The sequence below is a fragment of the Streptomyces sp. NPDC058086 genome, assembly GCF_042885015.1.
Taxonomy (GTDB): domain Bacteria; phylum Actinomycetota; class Actinomycetes; order Streptomycetales; family Streptomycetaceae; genus Streptomyces.
The window spans coordinates 1-17,287 of the sequence record NZ_JBHVST010000119.1; the positions used below are offsets into that span (position 1 = coordinate 1).

Here is a 17,287-nt window from a genome sequence, read left to right on the forward strand (position 1 = left end):
CATGACTCGTCCGATCCGCCCGGCCCGAGGGCCCGAGGGCGAGCCCCGGGCCAGGCTTCCACATCACGGACTTACACGATCTTTCAGACACGCTCGCGATTCGACGAGGCGATCAACGCCCACACGGATGCTGCCGCACTTTTCCGGGAGGTCGGCGACCGTCACAACGAAGGTGGCGCGCTGAACTACCTCGGGGCTGCTCTCGCTGAGGTGCACCGGGAACGTCGGCGTCGTGCGCAGAGCTTTTGACTCGACCAGCGTGTGGTCGGAGCGGTGCCGTTACCACTCCACCGCCTTGGGCAAGCCCAAGGCAAGCCAGGGCAGACCAGAGTGGCGAACAAGGTCGGGTGATGGTGCCCGGGTGGCGGAGTTGGGCAACGAGATACACGTGAGGAAGCCGGGACTTGTCGTCGTGGACACCGCGGCCACCGACGACGCGACCGTCTTTCAAGCTGCAGGAGGCGCTCGCCAGGCTGTGAACGACCGCGACGGCGGATCGTGCGACCCGGGACGTCGACCAGCCCGGCGTACGGCTGCGCTGCTACCTGGACCTGTGCCAGCCGGTCGCCCCACACACTGCGTCGACTGCAGCCTTGTCGGCAGTCAGCGCAGGCGGACCACGGTGAGCACCGCGTGTCGGGTGGTGCCTGCCACGACTTCTACGACGATCTCCCCGCTTACGGGTGTGTAGGCGTCGCCGCCCTGCGTGTACGCGCGCCCGGACTGGGGGACCAGACGCGGGGCGATCCGGGTGGAAAGTGCCGTGGTCAGGCGCTGGGACAGCGCGATCCGCCCGTCGGGGAGCTGTACGGCGAGTGCCTGCGGCTGGCGCGCGGTGCCGGTGAACCCGGCCACGGTCGCCTCGATCGTGTCTGCGTGGCGGATCTTCAACCATGACGTCCCGGCGCGGCCGGCCCGGTAGGGGGAGGTGGCACGTTTGGCGACGATGCCTTCGACGCCGTGCTCGTGATGGAGGGTGGTGTACCAGGTGAGTGCGGTGTCGCGGTCGGTGGTGGCGGAGACGGCCTGGATCGGGGTGTTCGCGGGCAGTTCTGCCAGGAGGGTGAGGAGGGCTGTGCGGCGCTCGCTTTACGGGCGCGGCCGGACGTCGCCGGATGACAGTTGCAGGACGTCGAAGGCGATGTAGTGCGCGGGGCGTTGGACGGCCAGGCGGCGGGCGCGGGTGGGGGAGGAGGCGGCGCGGGTCTGTGCGGCCTCGAAGCTGATCCGTCTGTCCTCGATGGTGATGATGGCCTCGCCGTCCAGAACGGTCCCGGCCGGGAGATGCAGACCGGCGAGGGCGAGGTCGCCCCATACGGCGGTGACGTCGCGCCCGGAGCGGGCCTGCAGGCGAACCCCGTCGTCGGTCCGCCACATGATCATTCGGTGGCCGTCGAGTTTCACCTCGTAGCTCCAGTCCGTGCCGGTGGGCAGTTCCGGTACGGACTGGGCCAGGGCGACGGAAACGGGCCAGTCCACCCGTCCAGCCTGCGGCGGCCGTGGCTGCGGCGCCCGCCGGTGTTGTGGGGGAGCGGGCCGTGTCGGGGCTCCTAAGCTGGTGGGAGCTCGGGGTTGTCGTGGAGGTCTGTGATGCCCCGACCACTGTGGAGCGGCGCCATTTCCTTTGGCCTGGTGACCATTCCGGTGAAGCTGATGAGCGCCACCGAGGACCGCTCGGTCCGGTTCCATCAGGTCCATACGGAAGACCTGGGCCGGGTGCGGGTGCGCAAGTACTGCGAGGCGGAGGACCGCGAGGTGTCCGCGGCCGAGATCGGCAAGGGGTACGAGGTCTCCAAGGACACGCTGGTCGCCGTCACGGACGAAGAGCTGGAACGGATGCCGCTGCCGACCGCGAAAGCGATCGAGATCGTCGCGTTCGTGCCAGCCGCGTCGATCGACCCGGTGCGGCTCAGCGGCGACAGCTACTTCCTGCAGTACGACGGCCAAGTCGCGGCCAAGCCCTACGTCCTGATCGCCCGGGCGCTGGCCCGCAACACGAAGGTGGCCGTCGCCAAACTGGCGTGGCACGGGCGCGAGCGCCTGGTGCTGCTGCGGGTACGGGACGGGGCACTGATCGCGCACGTGCTCAAGTGGGACGACGAGGTGCGCGACCCCTCCGAGCTCGCGCCGAAGGATGCCAAGGTCACGGACTCCGAGATCGACGAAGCCCTTCAGCTGATCGACTCGATGACGACGGACGACATCTCCGGCTACCAGGACGAGTACCGGAAGACCCTGGAAGCAGTGCTCGAGGCGAAGGCCGAGGGCCGGCAGCCGCCCAAACCGGCAGAGGCGGCCGAGGAGCCGGGCGGCAAGGTCGTCGACCTGATGGCCGCCCTGCAGGAGAGCGTCCGCAAGGCGCAGGCAGCGCGCGGCGAGGACGCGGGTGATGCCGAGGTCCACGCGATGCCGACGGCCAAGAAGAAGACGGCCCGGAAGACGGCGGGGAAGGCGCCTGTCAAGAAGACCGCGAAGAAGTCCGCGGCGGCGAAGAAGCCAGCCCGGGGGCAGCGGGGCGCCTAGGCCGAACTCCCGCGCAGGGCGGGGGCGTGGCGTCGGCTGTGGCGGTCAGTCGAGGGTGCGGAGCTGGGCGTCGGGCTTGCAGCGCGTACAGGCGCGCACGGCCGAGGTGAGGAGCCGGCGTGCTTCGTCGCGCGGGACGGGGCGTCGTCGTTTGCCCGCGGTGTGGCAGCCGCTCACATGCACCTCGATGGGTGGCAGGTCGCCGCTCTATTTTCCGAGTTTCTCCTTGAGCTGGGCCTTGTTCATGGATGAGCGCCCTTCGATGTTTCGACGCTTGGCCTCCTCGTACAGCTGGTCGTAAGTGGGGCCTTGAGAGCCGCTGTGCGAGCGCTGGCCGCCCCGCTGGGACGACGGCTTTTCCTGCCTGGACGTCCTGCTCGCTGTCTTCGACTCGCCGGTGCGGGCGCGTTCCTTGTTGACCGTGCGGGAGGCGATCTCCTTGGCCCGCTTCGTGCTCTCGCCGCGCTGCTCGGCACTTTCCTTGATGTGTTCGTACTGCCGTTCCTGCTTGGGGCTCGACCCACGAGGCATGATCACTCCCTGAATGACTGTCGGGGCGCCTTGCTCACCCTGCGCGCCGCCGGGGCGAAGCCGCAAACGCACGTACTGCGTCCGGGCCGCCTGCACTACCTGTGCAGCCGTCGGGTACCCCACCCAAGCGTCCCGACGTCCGGTGGCGCGGGTCTGCTGGCGGGAGAGGTCCCGTCATGGCGTCGGTGGTTCGGGGAGAGGGGGTTGAGGGTTTCGGTGACCGCCGCGGAGATCCCCTGCTGCAACCGGTCGGACAGCGGAGCGCCATTGACCGCCCCCACCAACTCCTGGGCCAGGTGGTGGAGTTTGGTGTTGGTGTGCTGCGAGGCCTTGACCAGGACGCTCCAGGCGTCCTCGGCGTTCAGACCGAAGGAGGCCATCAGGACTCCGCGAGCCAGATCGATGACCGGTCTGGTTTGCATGGCCCGTTTGAGCTGTCCGATTTCGATGCGCAGGTCCTCCTCGGCATCCTTGGGCAACCCGTCCTCCTCCGCGGGGCTGGGGGTGGTACCGGTACGCATGCCCTGGCCGTTGGCGGCCACGCCGGGACCGGCGTCATCCGGGTGCGGGAAGAGCGGCCAGGTGCGGGTGAGTGTGAGCAGGTGCTCGACCGCGGTTCCCGCGGTCTGGATGCGGACCGTCTTGGCCTCCGCCAGGGCCAGGCGGCGGATGTGCAGCAGGATGTTGAGGCCGGAGCAGTCACAGAAGTCGACCCCGGCGAGGTCGAGGTCGAGGCCGTGGAGTGACTGGGCCAGTGCTTCACGCAGGGCGTGCCGCAGCGCCTGCTCCGTGTCGATGTCGAGTTCACCCGCGACCGCCACGACCGTCCGGTCGCCGGCGGGGTATGCCGCGACCTTCAGGAACGGCGAGGTGTCGGCTCCAACCGTGCCATCCGCTTGCGTTTCGTGGACGGCTTCGGCTGCGCCCCTCGCCTGGGAAGAAAGCAGATGTTCTTGCATGGGAGTCGCTCCCGGGGCATCCATCCACGGGTCTTTGCTCCAGGTTCGGCCTCCCCCACCTCGCACGTCAAGAGATACATGAACTCATTTTCACCCTTTTGAATACGTGAACGTCGGGCACTACGCTGAGAGGCATGGGTGGAGTACCTGAGGGACACAGCGGCTGGACCTTCCTGACCAACCACGCCCGAGTGCTGGCCTCCATCGCCGAAGATCCGGGCACCCGTATCCGTGACATCGCCGCGCGATGCCGGCTCACCGAGCGCGCTGTCCAGAAGATCATTTCCGATCTTGAGCAGAACGGCTATCTCACCCACACCCGGCAGGGCCGCTCGAATCTCTACCGCATCGAAGAGGGAACCATCCTCCGGCACCCGGCCGACGCCGGTCTCACCGTGGCGGGCCTGCTGGCCGCCCTCGACCAGCACGAGAACCCCCACGAAACCCGGCCCGGGCAGGGGGCAGGGCACCAGGGGAGCGATGAAGCAGAAGAGCCTGCTGACGACGACAGCATGACGGCCACGAGATCCGTTCGGGTCGGCCGGCACCGAGTGAAGTCATGACTCGCGAGGATCGACCTCATGGGGACGGCTCACCAGCGAGTGTCTGGCACGACGTGCCGCCGCCCCCCGAGGCTCTCCCGTCCGAACGGCATCTCCCGACCGGGTGTGCAGCTACGCGCGTGTGCTGACGTAGCGCATGGTCGGACCCCACCGTTCGGGGGCCATGCACCACTGGCACAGGCGGACAACAGCCGCCACTGCCGCAGTTGGTCAGTCGAGGATGCGGAGCTGGGCGTCGGGTTTGCAGTGGGTGCAGGCGCGCACGCCCGAGGTGAGGAGGCGGCGTGCTTCGTCGCGGGGTACGGGGCGCTGTCGTTTGCCCGCGGTGTAGCAGCCGCCCGCATGGATTTCGATGGGCGGGCGTCCGTTGCCGATGCCGAGTTCGACGATCCAGTCCGGTTCCTGCGGCCGGTTCTTCCGGCCCTGTTCCTGTTCGGCTTCCTGCTTCTGGAGGGCGGCGATCTTGGTGTCGATGCGCTGCAGCCACATGGCGTGCCACACCCGCATTCTGTGGAATCAGGGTCTGTCAAGCAGCTCGGCATGCGTTGCGGGACCGTCCTAGGTCGGAAGCCGGTCTGCGTGGGCGGCGCCGACGGGATGGCGGACTGTGCGCTGCAGGCAGCTCAGAGCCCGAGTCGCTGATCACGTGGGCTGCCACCACCCTGATGACCAGACACATCACCCGCCGGACCTCCCGTCGCACCGGCCAGCAGCCCTCCCGGGAGCAAGAACGGGACTGACCTCGTGGCCCTGCCGACGAGCAGGGCCACATCTCCCCGGCCGCGACGCCCACGCCGTTACCCGGCCGACGGAGGGCTGCCGCGTCGTTCGGTTACGAGGCGGTCTTTGTCCCGATGCCGTGGGTGAGGAGGCTCTCGGCGGTGTCCTCGATGGTGTCCTCGATGGGACGTGCTCGCCATCCGAGGAGTTTCTCCGCCTTGGTGCTTGTGGCGTCGAGATCCCGGCCGAGCTGGTGTTTGAGCAGGCGCAGTTCTGGGTTCACGATGCCCAGTGTGCGGGCGACCCAGACGGGCAGTTCACGGGTGGGGGCCTTCGCGGCGCGTGCACCGAGGCGGTCGTGCAGGATGCGTGCGATGTCGATGACGCGCAGGCTGTGTCCGGCGATGGCCAGGAAGCGTTCGCCGGCTGCTGCCGGATCGGTCATCGCGCGCAGGTGCAGATCCGCGACGTCGCGTACGTCGACGAAGCCCATCCCGAAGGGAGGGCATGCGGGGACCTGTCCTTCGAGCATTCTGCGGACCAGGCGCAGGGATGGCGGGTCGTCCAGGCCGAGCAGGGGTCCAAGGACTCCCACGGGGTGGACCGCTGCCAGTTCCAGGCCGCCGCCTTCGTCCTGGATGAACTGCCAGGCGGCGCGTTCGGCGAGTGTCTTGGAGCGCTGGTAGGGCGGGATGTCGCTGTCGACGTCTGTCCAGTCCTCCTCGGTGAACGGGGTCGAGCGCGGGGGGTGTCCGATCCCGATGGCGCCGAAGGCGCTGGTCAGGACGACCCGGCGCACACCGGCGTCGCGGGCGGCGCGCAGCACCCGCAGGACGCCCTCGCGTGCGGGGATCACCAGGTCGTCGTCGTTGGCCGGCGTGTGGCGCAGCGTCGGCGAGGCGACGTGGAGGACGAACTCGCAGCCGGCGACGGCAGCGTCCCAGCCGTCGGGGGGTTCGAGGTCGGCGCGTACGACCGTGAGACGGTCGTCGTCGAACGGTGTGGCCGCGTGCAGCCAGGAGCGCAGTGCGGGCTCGCGCCTCAGGTCGCGGACCGTGGTGCGGACGGTGTGCCCGGCCTCCAGCAGGGCTTGGATGCACCAGCTCCCGATGAAGCCGGTTCCTCCGGTGACCAGTACTCGTGTCATCTGTCTCTCCTTCAGCTGTTTGCTCGTGCGGCGATGGGTGCCAGCGGGTGCGTCGCACGGTGGCGCTGGGTGGCGGCCACGCTGCTTCCGAGGAGGGCGTGGCCGATCATGATCGGGTAGATGACGGCGCGCTCGAACAGGCCGATGTTCCACATCCAGCCGGTGAACACGTCGGTCATGAAGAGGGGGAACGCGATCAGTCCGGCGGTGCCGAGCGCGGTGCTCGCGATCGAGCGGCCCCGGGTGAGTCCGATGCGGGTTCTGCCGGTTCCGACGGCGATCGCCATGAGGTTGCCGGCGAGCATGACGCACTGCGCGCCGAAGGTGTGGAAGGCGATCAGGCCGTTGTCGACGTTGGCGTTGGAGCCCTGGAAGATGCCGACGAGTGAGACTCCGACGCCGGCGAGGACGGCGAGGATCATGATGATGATCGGGCGGGCGCCCTTGCGCGGGTCGAACACGAGGAACGTGCCGATGATCAGGAGGGTGCCGTAGATCACCCAGCCGGTGTCCATGACGGCGCCGAGGGGGGAGTTGGCGACCTGCCCGAACGCGGTCTGTGGCGGGCCGGTCAGGCCGAGGTGGCTGACCCAGTTGTACAGGGGCGAGTACGGCGGGTCCTGCATGCGGCGGCGGTGATGAACTCGGCGACCCAGGACACGAGCGGGCCGAGAAGGATGAGGAGGGCTCCGGCGCGGGCAGCAGGACCGGAGCGGACGATGGGGTTCATGCGAGAGCCATTCCGGGCACGCGCTGGCGGATGGCCTCCATCTCGGCTTCGTCCGAGACGCCCTGCCAGTCGTAGCGGGGGGTGTACGGGGCCTCCAGGGCGCGCACTTCGTCGTCGGTGAGCTCGATGTCGAGGGAGGCCACGGCCTCGTCGATCTGCCGGGTCGAGCCGGCGCCGACCAGCGGCGCGGTGACGACCGGCTGGCGTCGCAGCCAGGCGAGCGCGACCTGTGCGCGGCTGACGCCGTGTGCGGCGGCGACCTTCCCGACGGCGTCGATGATCGCGTGGTTGGATGCCTCCTCGGCCGGTGAGTAGAGCAGGTCCGCGTAGGCGCCGTCCGTCTCGGAGCGCACCGTCGAGCGGGCGTCGTCCCAGGCGCGGGTGAGGCGGCCGCGGGCCAGCGGCGACCAGATGATCGTGCCGACGCCCTCGTCCAGGCACAGCGGGATCATCTCGCGCTCCTCCTCACGGGCGAGGAGGTTGTAGTGGTCCTGCATCGACACGAACCGTGCCCAGCCGTTCTCCTTCTGCAGGCGCAGCGCCTTCGCGAACTCCCACGCGTGCATGGACGAGGCACCCAGGTAGTGGACCTTGCCGGCCTTGACGAGGTCGCTGAGGGCTTCGAGGGTCTCCTCCCAGGGGGTGGAGTGGTCGTTGCGGTGGATCTGGTAGAGGTCGATGTAGTCGGTGCCCAGGCGGCGCAGCGAATGGTCGACCTCGGTCATGATCGCCTTGCGTGACAGGCCGCGGCCGTTGGGTCCCAGCCGCATCGGATGGCGCAGCTTGGTCGCGATCACCACTTCGTCGCGGTCGGCGAAGTCCTTCAGGGCGCGGCCGAGGATCTCCTCGCTGGAACCGTTGGAGTACATGTTCGCGGTGTCGAAGAAGTTGATCCCCGCCTCCAGCGCGTGCTTGATGAGCGGGCGTGTGTCCTGTTCGCCCTTCGACCAGACGGGGTGCCCGCGGTCGGGCTCGCCGTAGGTCATCGCGCCGATCGCGATCGGGGATACGTCGAGGCCGGTCATGCCGAGCTTGATGTATTGCATGACGCTCCTTAGAGTAGGTGGAGAGCTCTCCGGATAACGTGATGGAGAACTCTCCACTTATCAAGGTGAGGTCCCGTGGTCCGCTCGGACGCCCGTGAGAACAGGGCGCGCATCCTCGCCGCCGCACGCGAAGCGCTCGCGGCGGACGGCAGCACGTCGATGAACCAGATCTCCCAGCGCGCGGGAGTCGGCGCGGGCACCCTGTACCGCAACTTCCCCACCCGCGAGTCGCTGGTCCTGGCCGTCTACCAGGACGAAGTGGCACGCATCACCGGCACCGTGCCCGACCTGCTGGCCCAGATGCCGCCGCTGGAAGCGCTCCGCCACTGGACGACCGACCTCGTCGAGGCCATGCGCAGAAAACACGGCCTCGGCGACGCTCTGGGCCCGGGCGCGCACCAGGCGATCAGCGAGCAGAGCTACGGGCCGGTCATCGCCGCCATCACCCAGCTCCTCGACGCCGGCAAGAACGACGAAAGCATCCGCCCGGACGCCGACCCAGGAGACTTCCTCCAACTCACCGGCGCCTTGTGGCGCGCCGCGTCCAGCCCCGAGGACCGGGCACCCCACATGCTCGCGCTCATCCTCGACGGACTCCGCACGCACCGGTAGACGACGCACACGCGACAGGGCCGCCAGATGTATGGCCCTTCCGTGGAAACGGATTTGTCAAGCTTGCGCTGCTTTGCCCTGACGGACGGCGACGATCGGTAGGAGCTGAGCGCTGCCGGGTGCTGTGATCTGTTGGGGTGTTGGCCCGGCCGGGGTCGGGGTATCGGCGAGTCTGTTGAGGAGTTGGTCGATCGCGGTCTGGCCGTCGGTGAGGGCGGCTTGTTCGTCCTCGGTGAGCGGGATCGAGACGGCCATCTTCTGCAAGTTGCCTTTGGCTTCGAGGAGTTGGGCTCTCGTGGAGTCCATATCCCTGGGACCCCGGAGTGGTCGACCGGTTCGGCTCCGCAGCGCAGGGCGGGCGCCTCGCAGTGGCCGAGCGCGGCGACAGCCCGCTGCACCGCGAACAAGACCTTCATGCCCCCGTAGGTCAGGAGATCCTCCTGACGGACGCGGTCGAAGACTGCGGTGGTGAGATCGCTGCTGCGGGGGCTGCGGTTGAGGAGGAAGAGCTGGCTCATCACGGAGGCCACGCCCTTGTCGTGGTCCTGGCCGTACCGGTACCCCCAGCCGGTCAGCACGGTGCGTACTTGTCCGATCTCCGTTTCGACCAGGCGTCGGCCGAAGACGCGGCAGGCTAGCGCCAGCCGGTCGAAGTGCCCCAGCTGATTGAATCCGGTGAAGCCGGCCAGGTGGTAGGCGTACCCGCAAAGAGAGGGGCGCACCGCTCCCGGGGTCCAGTCGGGGACCTGCCCTTGAAACACCCTGTGATTGCGGCCGAGGAAGCGCAGCCACTCCTCCGCGTCCCAGTCCCAATACGCACGGCCCGTATCCGCACACCGCAGCAGCGCCACGGCGACGGCGTCGTTCGTGGACCGCCGCACATGCTCGGTGGACGGCACGTCGAAACTGGCGTTGACATCCTGCAGCGGGCGCATGAGACGGCTGATGTCAGCCCACTGCGGGGCATCGGGGTCGTGATAGCGATGCCGTCGCAAGTTGCGCAGACTCAGCTCGCGAATGCCGCGTTCCTCCGCCCTGGTCAGCGCTGGCGAACGGTCGTAGTGGCGCAGGTCGATCGGGGAGTGCCAGTACCCGAGCGCGTCTTCGGACAGGGAAGCGGCCGTCATCGCGAAACCCCTCCCGCAGTGGCCACGGGTATGCCGGCGGTGAGCATCTGGACCCGCCAGGAGTGGATGTGCTCCATCCCGCTCTTCAGCTTTTCGGCCAGATCACGGCCGGAGAGATGGATGTACTGGAGCGTCGTTTCGGTATGGCGGTGACCGGCGAACGAGGCGATGGCATGCAACTCCCAGCCCATGCGCGCCAGGTCGGTCAAGCAGAGATGTCGGGTAGTATGGGTGGAGAACCGCTCGACACCAGCCGTCAACGCCAGGCGCCGGACCACCTTCGACCACGTCCACAGACTCAGCGACTGGCCGTGGTTGCGCCGTGACTCCGACAGGAACAGCGGCCCCCGTGCCCGGCTGACCGTCGCACGATGCACGAGGTACTCACTCAGCAGTACACCCGTCGGCGCCGAGTACGGCACCACCCGTTCGAGCCGGTTCTTCGTCGTCTCCGCCCGCACCCGCACCGTTCGGTGCGCCGGATCCAGATCATCGGTCCGCAGCGAGCACAACTCCTCACGCCGCAGCGCCGCGTCATAAGCCAGCGCCAGCATCAGCCGGTTGCGCACCGGCTCACACCGCGCCACATCCAGAAGATCCCGCCACTGCTGCTCGCCGGGGATCCACGGCAACCGGGAAAAACGTGGCACCAGGCCCCGCTCCTGACCGCCGCGCCGGCCCGGCGTGTACCGCCCGCGGCCCACCGGGTTCGATGCACGCACCCCTTCCTCCATGAGGAAGTCGTAGAACAGACGCACCGGCACCAGGCGCTGCTGGACCGTAGCGTTCGCCAGCCCCGCCCCGGAAGTGATCGAGACGACGTTCGCCCCACGCCGGTGAGGCCGCGACGTCAACTCGCGAACAAACACCCCCACATGCGCTCGTCCGGCAGCCAGCGGATCGACGCCCTCCCGCTCGCACAGGCTCAGATACTCCGCCAGACCTCGTGCGTACGCCTCCAAGGTTCGCGGCGCACGACCTAGGTCCTCCCACGCCTGCAACCAGGTCGCTGCAAGCTCATGCCGTGCCAGTACCGGCCATTTGACCACCAGTGACGATGTGCTGCTCAAGCCGTTCCCCAGGTCCGTGAATGAAGCCGGGCAACATGATCACCCAGGCAGATTCCACGTAACTTCTAGGGTGAGCAGTCGTGCCAGGTCAGGCGGCAGATTATCGAACATGTTTCCGATTCTAGATCCGTGGGTGACCGGGCTCCTCCTCTCGCATGTTCGAATTTTAGTTCGATAATGTGGGGTGGAGGAGGTGGGTGCTGTGGAGGCAGGGACGGAGGCACGGGGGGTGGCGAGTGTGATGCATGTGCGCTGTCCGGACCGGCTGCCGGAGGACGTCTACCGGCAGGTCCTCGAGCAGCTGGCGGAGCTGTCCCCGGCCGTCCAGGCGCTGCCCCCGTCGGCGGCCTTGGTGGAGCTGAAGGGCGCGTTGCGCTATCACGGCGTGGATGGGCGGCGGCTGGGGGAGGTGCTGCGGGTGCGGACCATTTCCCGGCTGGGTGTCGACGTGCGGGTCGGGATCGGCCCGTCCATTACGGTCGCGGCCACCGCCTCCGGCCAGATCACCGAGCCGGGCGGCGTCCTCGCCGTCGGCCCCGGCCAGGTGGCCGACTGGCTCGGACCGCTGCCCGTTGAAGCTCTCCACGGCATCGGCCCCCGCCAGGCCCAAGTCCTGCGCGACTTCGGCGTGCACTGCGTCGGCCTGCTCGCCGCCGTTCCGCCGGCGACGGTGCAGCGTCTCCTGGGCGGCCGGGCCGGACGCCAGGCCGTCGACCGGGCCCGCGGCATCGACCCCCGCCCCGTGGCCCCGCGCGCCCTGCCCGCCTCCGCGAGCGTGAGCCGCACCTTCCCCCGGCACACCCTGGACGGTGCCGCCGTCCGAGCGGCCCTGCTCGACCTGGTCGTCACCCTCGCCCTCCAGCTCCGTGGTCGGGGCCAGGCGGCCCGCGGTCTGACCCTGGTCCTGCGCTTCGCCGGAGGCACCAGTTGGGAGAAGACCCGCCGGCTCCCGGAGGCGTCCGCACACGATGACGACCTGCGCACGCCGGCCTACCGGCTGATCGACGCGGCAGGACTCCAGCGAGGCCGCCTCACCGGAATCACGCTGAAAGGCGAGGACCTGATCGCCGCCGGCCAGGTGGCCGAGCAGATCAGCTTCGACGGTGCGCGCGAGGCCCGGCTGGTCGCCGAAGAGGTCAGCGACCGCATCCGCGCCAAGTTCGGGTCCGGCGCGATCCGCCCCGCGACCACACTCCTGCGCGTCTCCTGACCCGTCCGACCCTGCCGTGGAGGCGAGAGCCGTGCTGCTCCAACCGCCAGGACTTCCAGGCCTGTTGCCCCACGCTTTGCCGCACTGGCCGTACGCCACCGCGGTGGATCAGGCGCTGGTCGGCCGCGGTGTCCCGCCGGGCATCGTCCGCCTCAACCTGGGCGCCCGCCCGGATCAGCTGATGCGGATCCGGCTGGGGTGGGATGTGAGCCGCTGCGTCGGCCCGGGCGGAATCCGTCTCCTCTGGGACGAGGAGACGGGCTGGGCGTACGCCTACGTCGGCCCCGGATACTCCATCCCCCGAGGCCCGGTCACCTCACTCCAGCGTGTCTACGCGGCACCCGAGGCGGTCGCCGCCGCGGCCGACTCCCTCGTGCACACCGGACGCCCGCCCGCCGAAGTACACGAAGAGGAGTGGCCGCAGGCGGGCGCGGTACGCGCCGCGATCGACGCGTGCCGTCTGCGCTGAGCAGGCGAAGGGGCCTGGTGAGCGCGCAGTTTGAGGGCTCGCCCAGTCCCGTGGAAGAACGCAGGGAAGGTTGAGCGGTTGGGTTGCTTGGCTAGGTCAGGTGTCGGCTCCGGCGTGCGCACGGCGGCCTCCGGAATGGGGGCCGTGCCAGTCCAGGCACAGGACGGTGGCGTCGTCTCTCACGTGGCCGTTGCAGGCGTCGGTGACCGCGGCGACCAGGGTGCGCACGACCTCGCGCGGGTGCTCGCTGGCCGTTGCACGGATGAGGCCGGGCAGGTCGACTGTTTCCGCGTGGCGTTCTTGCATGCCGTCGGTGTAGAGCACGAGGCGGTCACCGGCGCGCAGGTCGAGGTCCTGCACCTGGTACGCGCCTTGCGCGGCGATGCCGAAGGGCAGGTCCACGGCCAGGTGCGGTTCCTCGACCGTGCCGTCGCGTAGCCGTAGCGGCCAGGGGTGGCCGGCGTTGACGAGCTGGGCGCTGGTCCCGTCCAGGGCGATGCGCAGCAACTGGCCGGTGGCGAAGGTTCGTCGGCCGTGGTCGAGGAGGGCCTGGTGGGTCTGGCGGGCCTGTTCGGCTAGGTCCGTCCCGGCGCGACGGGCGCCGCGGGAGGCGTTGACCAGGAGGGTGGCGTCGAGCGAGGCGTCGACGTCGTGGCCCATGGCGTCGGTGATGGACAGGTGCAGGGTGTCCTGGTCGAGGCTGTAGTCGTAGGTGTCACCGGCGATGTCGGAGGCCGGGACCAGGGCGCCGGCGAGGGCGAACTCGGCGGCTTCGCAGGAAGGGGCCGCGGGCAGGAGCTGGCGCTGGATTTCCGCGGCCAGGCTGACCGAGGCGGTGCGGTTGCCCCAGTGGTAGAGGTCGGTGAACCGGCGGTCGGTGACGATGATGTACGCCAGCGCGTGCGCAGCCTCTTCGACCTGCTCCAGCACGTCCTGTGTGACCCGGGTGAGGAACAGCTCCAGGACACCGATGGTGTCGCCGCGGTTGGTGACAGGGGCGAATACCCGCTGCCCCTGCTCGCCCTCCGGGGCCTGCACCAGCTTCTGGGTGCGCAGGACCTCGTCGTAGACGCTGCTGCCGGCAAGGGGGACCTGTTCGGCGCGGCCCTCCTGTTGCGCCGACATCTTCTCGCTGACCCGCAGCATGCGCCGGCCGACGACGTCAACGAAAAGGAACGACACGTATTGCGCGCCGAACCGGTCGCGTAGATTGCGCGCCACGATCTCGAGGGATTCCACCGGCGCGGCGTCCTCCGCCGCTGCGAGCACCTCAGCCAGTCCCATCCGATCCCGCACCACCATCAGCCTCCCTGGTTACCGATTCTCCTTCCCACCGAAACGACAGGCATCACGGCTGCGACACATTGCCTCAGCAGGTAATCGCCTGGCGAGATATCCGATCAAACGTCGGCGGCACGCACTCAAGGAATCGTTGGCGCAGGACAGACTCCCAGGGCCGCGAGAGTCCGGTGTGGTGCAGCCAGTACCCGCCGAGCGGACGGGGTGCTGGCAGCACATTGGCCCTTGGGGATGACTTCTCCGGCTGCCTCTATGCGACATCCACCAACACGTGCGCCGGTATGTCCACGGATTGGGGCAGGGCATGCTGGTACCCGTACGAACAGGCCGGGAGGTGCTGGGATGCGGTGGTGGACCGGGGCGTGGATGGTCGCCGGGATCGTCGTCCTGCGCCACGTCGGCGGGTGGCGGATCGACGGGAGGGCCGTCCGGGAGCGGCTCGGCCGTGCCGTCCAGCAGTGCGCCGACGCACACCGCGTCCGCAGCACCGTCCGCGAGCCCGACCGGGGGGAAGCCGTCGGTAGCGGCCACCACGCCCTCCGCTTCGGCGGGAAGCAGTGCCGCCGGGCACGCAGAGGTGACCGTCGCTCCGGGTGACGCGCCCGTACGGGAGCTGTGCGCCGTGTCCACTCGCCAACCGGGCACCAGGACGAAGACCGGCGCGGAGCGACCGCTGTATCCCCCTGACACACCAGCGGGGCACCCCGGGTTCTTCCGAGGTGCCCCGTTCGATGTCGTGATCGTTTCAGCTCGTGATCACAGGGTTGAGCACTGCCCCTGCCGTGCACCGGTTACCGAGTTGGGATGCCCGTCGTTGGTGGGAGCCGGGACGTTTCCGGAGCAGATCAGGGATCCGCCGATGGTGTTCCCCTCGACTTCGGCCCGGGAGTCCTCGGGGAAGGGGCCGGTACCAGTCGTGCCCTGCACCTGCACCGAGCCTCCGACATGGTTGGCGACGACCTCGGCACCGCCGCGGTTGTCGGACAGCGCCAGCTGGCCGGTAATCCTGTTTCCGGCGCAGCCGTCGTCACCGGGGTCCCCGATCACCACGAATCCGGTGGCCCTGGCGACGTTCACCGATCCGGTGACCGTGCTACCGCAGATGCCGAGCCGGGTGCCGCCCGAGGACAGGACGCTGCCCCGGATCGTGGAGTTGCTGATGAACAGCGCGCCACCGGCCGCGCCGTGTACGGCGCCGCCGATCGTGGCGTTGACGATGCAAGTGCTGCCGGTGCCCGCGAATACCGCGTTCGCGACCGATCCGGAGATGGTCCGGGTACAGGTCACCGTCTGGGTGGTGGACTCCAGGCTGCCCGCCAGGTAGTTGGTGTCACCGCTGTAATGGGCCGTGATGGTGTGGGCTCCGGGCAGCAGGTTCGAGGTGCTGACCTGCGTCCGGCTGCAGTTGGTGCCGCCGCCCGGCGACAGCGTTCCGGTGCCCAGGAGCGTGCTGCCGTCGCGGAACACCACCGTTCCGGTCGGCGGCGCGGCCGGGTTGGTGCTCGCGTCGGTGGCACAGACCGTGTCGGTGAAGGTGACGGCCTGGCCGAACGCCGACGGGCCGGCGGACGTCAGGGTCGTGGTGACCGGCGCCTGGTTGACCGTCTGCACCAAGGTCGTGGCGGTGCTGGGCTTGAGATCGCCGTTACCGCTGTAGGCGGCGTCCGCGTGGTGCTGGCCCGGGCTCAGGGTGGCGATGCTGCTCGAGACTGCCTGCCCGGTCGTGGTGTCCACCGGCACCGGGCTGCCGAGCGGGTTGCCGTCGACCTTGAAACTCACCGTGCCGCTGTCGGGCACGGGGGTGACCATCGCGGTGAAGCTCACCGGCTGGCCGTACACCGAAGGGTTGGCGGAGGACGCCAGCGAGGTCTGGGAGTCCTGCGGGGCGGTCTTGAAGAACATCGCGTCGACTCCCGGCGGCGTCGTGGCCGGGTTCGGCCCGCCGGCGTTGCCGGAGAAGGAACCATAGAAGACGTTGCCGACCGCCTTCATCTGCTGGAAGTCACCGAGGACACGCTGGGCGTCGTCACTGTCGCTCATCTCCGGAGAGGAGAACGACTGCAGGACGGTGTCGGTGAACGTGACACCGTGATCGGTGCTCCGGGCGAGATGCGCGGAGAAGATGGGGAAGCCCGCGGTGTTGGGGCCGTCGGAGGTGGTGTACAGGACGCCAACGGTCCCGTCGGCGAGCACCGCCACCGAGGGGAGCGCCGCGTTAGTCGAGGTGGATACGTTGTGCTCCGCCCCGACGGCGAGACCGCCCGCTCCGTCGTCGGTGAGCCGCCGGATCCTGATCTGGTTGTTGCCCGAGACGTCCGTGCCGTAGGCCACGTACACATCGCCGTCGGACGGGTCGACGGCGGCGTGGTCGATACCGCCGAGCAGGGCGTTGACCCCGCCGAACTTGTACGTTCTGCCCTGGTGGGTGTCGGCCGTGGCCACGGCGATGCCTTGCGGGCTGCCACCCAGCGTCCAGCCCGTCCCATCACCCTTCCACCGGTTGATCCGGAAGGTGATGTTCTGCGGATCGCCGGTCCCGGCACCGGTCTGGAAGAGCGTGTAGACCCAGCCGTTCCGCGGGTCGGTGGCCAGGCGGACACCGCCGCTAGTCGCATCGTTCGTGACCACCGTCCCCGGCGAGTCGGGCGCGGTGAAGTTGAACGGCTTGGCGGGAGACGAGACCGCAACCTGCGCCGCCGGAGAGGCGGCGGTGTCCTCGTACGAGACGTAGACGTCGTCCTGGGTGGCGTTGGACGGGTCGCGATTCACCAGCAGCCAGGGCTGGTCGGCGGTCGTGCTCGTGCCGCTGACGGGCGCGGTCGGGGTGCCGTTCCAGGTCCACGCTGCCGGATTGGTGGGATCGCCGGTCGATCCGACCACCACTCGGCTCTGGGTGCAAGGATTACTGGGGCACGTCAGGAAGGCACCGTAGAGCGTGCCGTCGCGGCCGTAGTCGACGGTCTGGTCGGCCGGACCATTCGCCTGGTCGGTGAGACCGGGGGGCGGGATACTGGTCTCGTTATCCCAGTTCACGCCGCCATTCTTCGAGTAGAGCAGGTCGGCGCTGGCGCTGCTGCTGCCACTGCCCCACTTCATATTGTGGAAGCGTGTGATGACGATCTGGTCGGGGTTGGCCGGGTTGATCGCGATGGACGGCTCGCCGCGGCCATTGGGGCTACTGGCGAGCGCGCTCGCGTCAACGACGGTCACCGGGGCGGCGCTCAGCCTCGACCTCGGCTGCCCCCCGGCCGGATTCCGCAAGTCCAACGGCGCGTTCCGCA

At 69.0% G+C, this 17,287-nt stretch carries 18 protein-coding genes and 2 pseudogenes; 7 read left to right on the forward strand and 13 right to left on the reverse strand.

The features are described 5' to 3' along the window. Nucleotides 1-518 precede the first annotated feature (518 nt). Nucleotides 519-626 (forward strand): annotated as a pseudogene (locus ACFVWD_RS48905) (hypothetical protein); the annotation flags it as partial. On the opposite strand, the gene ACFVWD_RS48910 reads toward ACFVWD_RS48905, so the two are convergent. After that, nucleotides 604-891, reverse strand: coding sequence for a hypothetical protein (locus ACFVWD_RS48910; protein ID WP_389604971.1), 288 nt, complete (start codon nucleotides 889-891; stop codon nucleotides 604-606). The pseudogene ACFVWD_RS48905 and the gene ACFVWD_RS48910 sit on opposite strands and share 23 nt — an antisense overlap. Nucleotides 892-894: 3 nt before the next feature. Then, nucleotides 895-1,698: pseudogene (locus ACFVWD_RS48915) on the reverse strand (hypothetical protein); the annotation flags it as partial. Here ACFVWD_RS48915 and ACFVWD_RS48920 point away from each other — a divergent pair. Then, nucleotides 1,591-2,523 (forward strand): Ku protein, encoded by a 933-nt coding sequence (locus tag ACFVWD_RS48920; RefSeq protein WP_389604925.1) that lies wholly within the window; start codon nucleotides 1,591-1,593, stop codon nucleotides 2,521-2,523. The pseudogene ACFVWD_RS48915 and the gene ACFVWD_RS48920 sit on opposite strands and share 108 nt — an antisense overlap. A 45-nt stretch (nucleotides 2,524-2,568) precedes the next feature. On the opposite strand, the gene ACFVWD_RS48925 is transcribed toward ACFVWD_RS48920, so the two are convergent. The 3 genes from ACFVWD_RS48925 to ACFVWD_RS48935 form a co-directional block, all read right to left on the reverse strand. After that, nucleotides 2,569-2,721 (reverse strand): DUF6233 domain-containing protein, encoded by a 153-nt coding sequence (locus ACFVWD_RS48925; RefSeq protein WP_389604966.1) that lies wholly within the window; start codon nucleotides 2,719-2,721, stop codon nucleotides 2,569-2,571. A gap of 9 nt (nucleotides 2,722-2,730) precedes the next feature. Then, nucleotides 2,731-3,054, reverse strand: a complete 324-nt coding sequence (locus ACFVWD_RS48930) for a plasmid stabilization protein (protein ID WP_389604927.1) — start codon at nucleotides 3,052-3,054, stop codon at nucleotides 2,731-2,733. Nucleotides 3,055-3,149: 95 nt separating this feature from the next. Further along, nucleotides 3,150-4,013: an ANTAR domain-containing protein gene (locus ACFVWD_RS48935; RefSeq protein WP_389604928.1), complete on the reverse strand. Its 864-nt coding sequence runs from the start codon at nucleotides 4,011-4,013 to the stop codon at nucleotides 3,150-3,152. 134 nt (nucleotides 4,014-4,147) lie between these two features. Here ACFVWD_RS48935 and ACFVWD_RS48940 point away from each other — a divergent pair, with 134 nt between their 5' ends. Next, nucleotides 4,148-4,576 (forward strand): helix-turn-helix transcriptional regulator, encoded by a 429-nt coding sequence (locus ACFVWD_RS48940; RefSeq protein WP_389604930.1) that lies wholly within the window; start codon nucleotides 4,148-4,150, stop codon nucleotides 4,574-4,576. Between the two features lie 210 nt (nucleotides 4,577-4,786). Here ACFVWD_RS48940 and ACFVWD_RS48945 read toward each other — a convergent pair whose 3' ends face one another. From ACFVWD_RS48945 to ACFVWD_RS48960, 4 genes are all read right to left on the reverse strand, one after another. After that, entirely contained in the window at nucleotides 4,787-5,065 is a 279-nt protein-coding gene (locus ACFVWD_RS48945; protein ID WP_389604931.1) for a DUF6233 domain-containing protein, read from the reverse strand. Nucleotides 5,066-5,408: 343 nt separating this feature from the next. Beyond that, nucleotides 5,409-6,443 carry an SDR family oxidoreductase gene (locus ACFVWD_RS48950; RefSeq protein WP_389604932.1) on the reverse strand — a complete coding sequence of 345 codons (1,035 nt, stop codon included), beginning with the start codon at nucleotides 6,441-6,443 and terminating at the stop codon, nucleotides 5,409-5,411. Nucleotides 6,444-6,454: 11 nt separating this feature from the next. Beyond that, nucleotides 6,455-7,069 carry a DUF998 domain-containing protein gene (locus ACFVWD_RS48955; RefSeq protein WP_389604934.1) on the reverse strand — a complete coding sequence of 205 codons (615 nt, stop codon included), beginning with the start codon at nucleotides 7,067-7,069 and terminating at the stop codon, nucleotides 6,455-6,457. A 100-nt stretch (nucleotides 7,070-7,169) separates the two neighbouring features. Beyond that, nucleotides 7,170-8,219, reverse strand: coding sequence for an aldo/keto reductase (locus ACFVWD_RS48960; RefSeq protein WP_389604935.1), 1,050 nt, complete (start codon nucleotides 8,217-8,219; stop codon nucleotides 7,170-7,172). Between the two features lie 75 nt (nucleotides 8,220-8,294). On the opposite strand from ACFVWD_RS48960, the gene ACFVWD_RS48965 reads away from it, so the two are divergent. Further along, nucleotides 8,295-8,831: a TetR/AcrR family transcriptional regulator gene (locus ACFVWD_RS48965; protein WP_389604937.1), complete on the forward strand. Its 537-nt coding sequence runs from the start codon at nucleotides 8,295-8,297 to the stop codon at nucleotides 8,829-8,831. Between the two features lie 57 nt (nucleotides 8,832-8,888). Here ACFVWD_RS48965 and ACFVWD_RS48970 read toward each other — a convergent pair whose 3' ends face one another. Continuing rightward, entirely contained in the window at nucleotides 8,889-9,137 is a 249-nt protein-coding gene (locus ACFVWD_RS48970; protein ID WP_389604939.1) for a hypothetical protein, read from the reverse strand. An 817-nt stretch (nucleotides 9,138-9,954) separates the two neighbouring features. Continuing rightward, nucleotides 9,955-11,028, reverse strand: a complete 1,074-nt coding sequence (locus ACFVWD_RS48975; RefSeq protein WP_389604941.1) for a tyrosine-type recombinase/integrase — start codon at nucleotides 11,026-11,028, stop codon at nucleotides 9,955-9,957. A gap of 241 nt (nucleotides 11,029-11,269) precedes the next feature. Between ACFVWD_RS48975 and ACFVWD_RS48980 the strand changes: the two genes are divergently transcribed. Together ACFVWD_RS48980 and ACFVWD_RS48985 are read left to right on the forward strand one after the other, a co-directional pair. After that, complete coding sequence (locus tag ACFVWD_RS48980) at nucleotides 11,270-12,238, forward strand: hypothetical protein (RefSeq protein WP_389604967.1); 969 nt, start codon at nucleotides 11,270-11,272, stop codon at nucleotides 12,236-12,238. A 64-nt stretch (nucleotides 12,239-12,302) separates the two neighbouring features. Continuing rightward, on the forward strand, nucleotides 12,303-12,707 hold the full coding sequence (locus ACFVWD_RS48985; RefSeq protein WP_389604942.1) for a hypothetical protein: 405 nt from the start codon (nucleotides 12,303-12,305) through the stop codon (nucleotides 12,705-12,707). 96 nt (nucleotides 12,708-12,803) lie between these two features. Here the strand turns inward: ACFVWD_RS48985 and ACFVWD_RS48990 are convergent, their stop codons facing one another. Further along, nucleotides 12,804-14,006, reverse strand: coding sequence for a PP2C family protein-serine/threonine phosphatase (locus ACFVWD_RS48990; RefSeq protein WP_389604969.1), 1,203 nt, complete (start codon nucleotides 14,004-14,006; stop codon nucleotides 12,804-12,806). Nucleotides 14,007-14,348: 342 nt separating this feature from the next. Between ACFVWD_RS48990 and ACFVWD_RS48995 the strand changes: the two genes are divergently transcribed. Beyond that, nucleotides 14,349-14,603, forward strand: a complete 255-nt coding sequence (locus ACFVWD_RS48995; RefSeq protein WP_389604943.1) for a hypothetical protein — start codon at nucleotides 14,349-14,351, stop codon at nucleotides 14,601-14,603. Nucleotides 14,604-14,762: 159 nt separating this feature from the next. Here the strand turns inward: ACFVWD_RS48995 and ACFVWD_RS49000 are convergent, their stop codons facing one another. After that, nucleotides 14,763-17,216 carry an Ig-like domain-containing protein gene (locus ACFVWD_RS49000; protein WP_389604945.1) on the reverse strand — a complete coding sequence of 818 codons (2,454 nt, stop codon included), beginning with the start codon at nucleotides 17,214-17,216 and terminating at the stop codon, nucleotides 14,763-14,765. Nucleotides 17,217-17,287 lie beyond the last annotated feature (71 nt).

Bases quoted from the DNA above. Each gene is read 5' to 3' on its own strand.
- ACFVWD_RS48955 (WP_389604934.1), bottom strand. From the start codon at position 7,069: ATGCAGGACCCGCCGTACTCGCCCCTGTACAACTGGGTCAGCCACCTC.
- ACFVWD_RS48970 (WP_389604939.1), bottom strand. From the start codon at position 9,137: ATGGACTCCACGAGAGCCCAACTCCTCGAAGCCAAAGGCAACTTGCAG.
- ACFVWD_RS48935 (WP_389604928.1), bottom strand. From the start codon at position 4,013: ATGCAAGAACATCTGCTTTCTTCCCAGGCGAGGGGCGCAGCCGAAGCC.
- ACFVWD_RS48980 (WP_389604967.1), top strand. From the start codon at position 11,270: ATGCATGTGCGCTGTCCGGACCGGCTGCCGGAGGACGTCTACCGGCAG.
- ACFVWD_RS48940 (WP_389604930.1), top strand. From the start codon at position 4,148: ATGGGTGGAGTACCTGAGGGACACAGCGGCTGGACCTTCCTGACCAAC.
- ACFVWD_RS48950 (WP_389604932.1), bottom strand. From the start codon at position 6,443: ATGACACGAGTACTGGTCACCGGAGGAACCGGCTTCATCGGGAGCTGG.
- ACFVWD_RS48930 (WP_389604927.1), bottom strand. From the start codon at position 3,054: ATGCCTCGTGGGTCGAGCCCCAAGCAGGAACGGCAGTACGAACACATC.
- ACFVWD_RS48945 (WP_389604931.1), bottom strand. From the start codon at position 5,065: ATGTGGCTGCAGCGCATCGACACCAAGATCGCCGCCCTCCAGAAGCAG.
- ACFVWD_RS48920 (WP_389604925.1), top strand. From the start codon at position 1,591: ATGCCCCGACCACTGTGGAGCGGCGCCATTTCCTTTGGCCTGGTGACC.
- ACFVWD_RS48995 (WP_389604943.1), top strand. From the start codon at position 14,349: ATGCGGTGGTGGACCGGGGCGTGGATGGTCGCCGGGATCGTCGTCCTG.
- ACFVWD_RS48960 (WP_389604935.1), bottom strand. From the start codon at position 8,219: ATGCAATACATCAAGCTCGGCATGACCGGCCTCGACGTATCCCCGATC.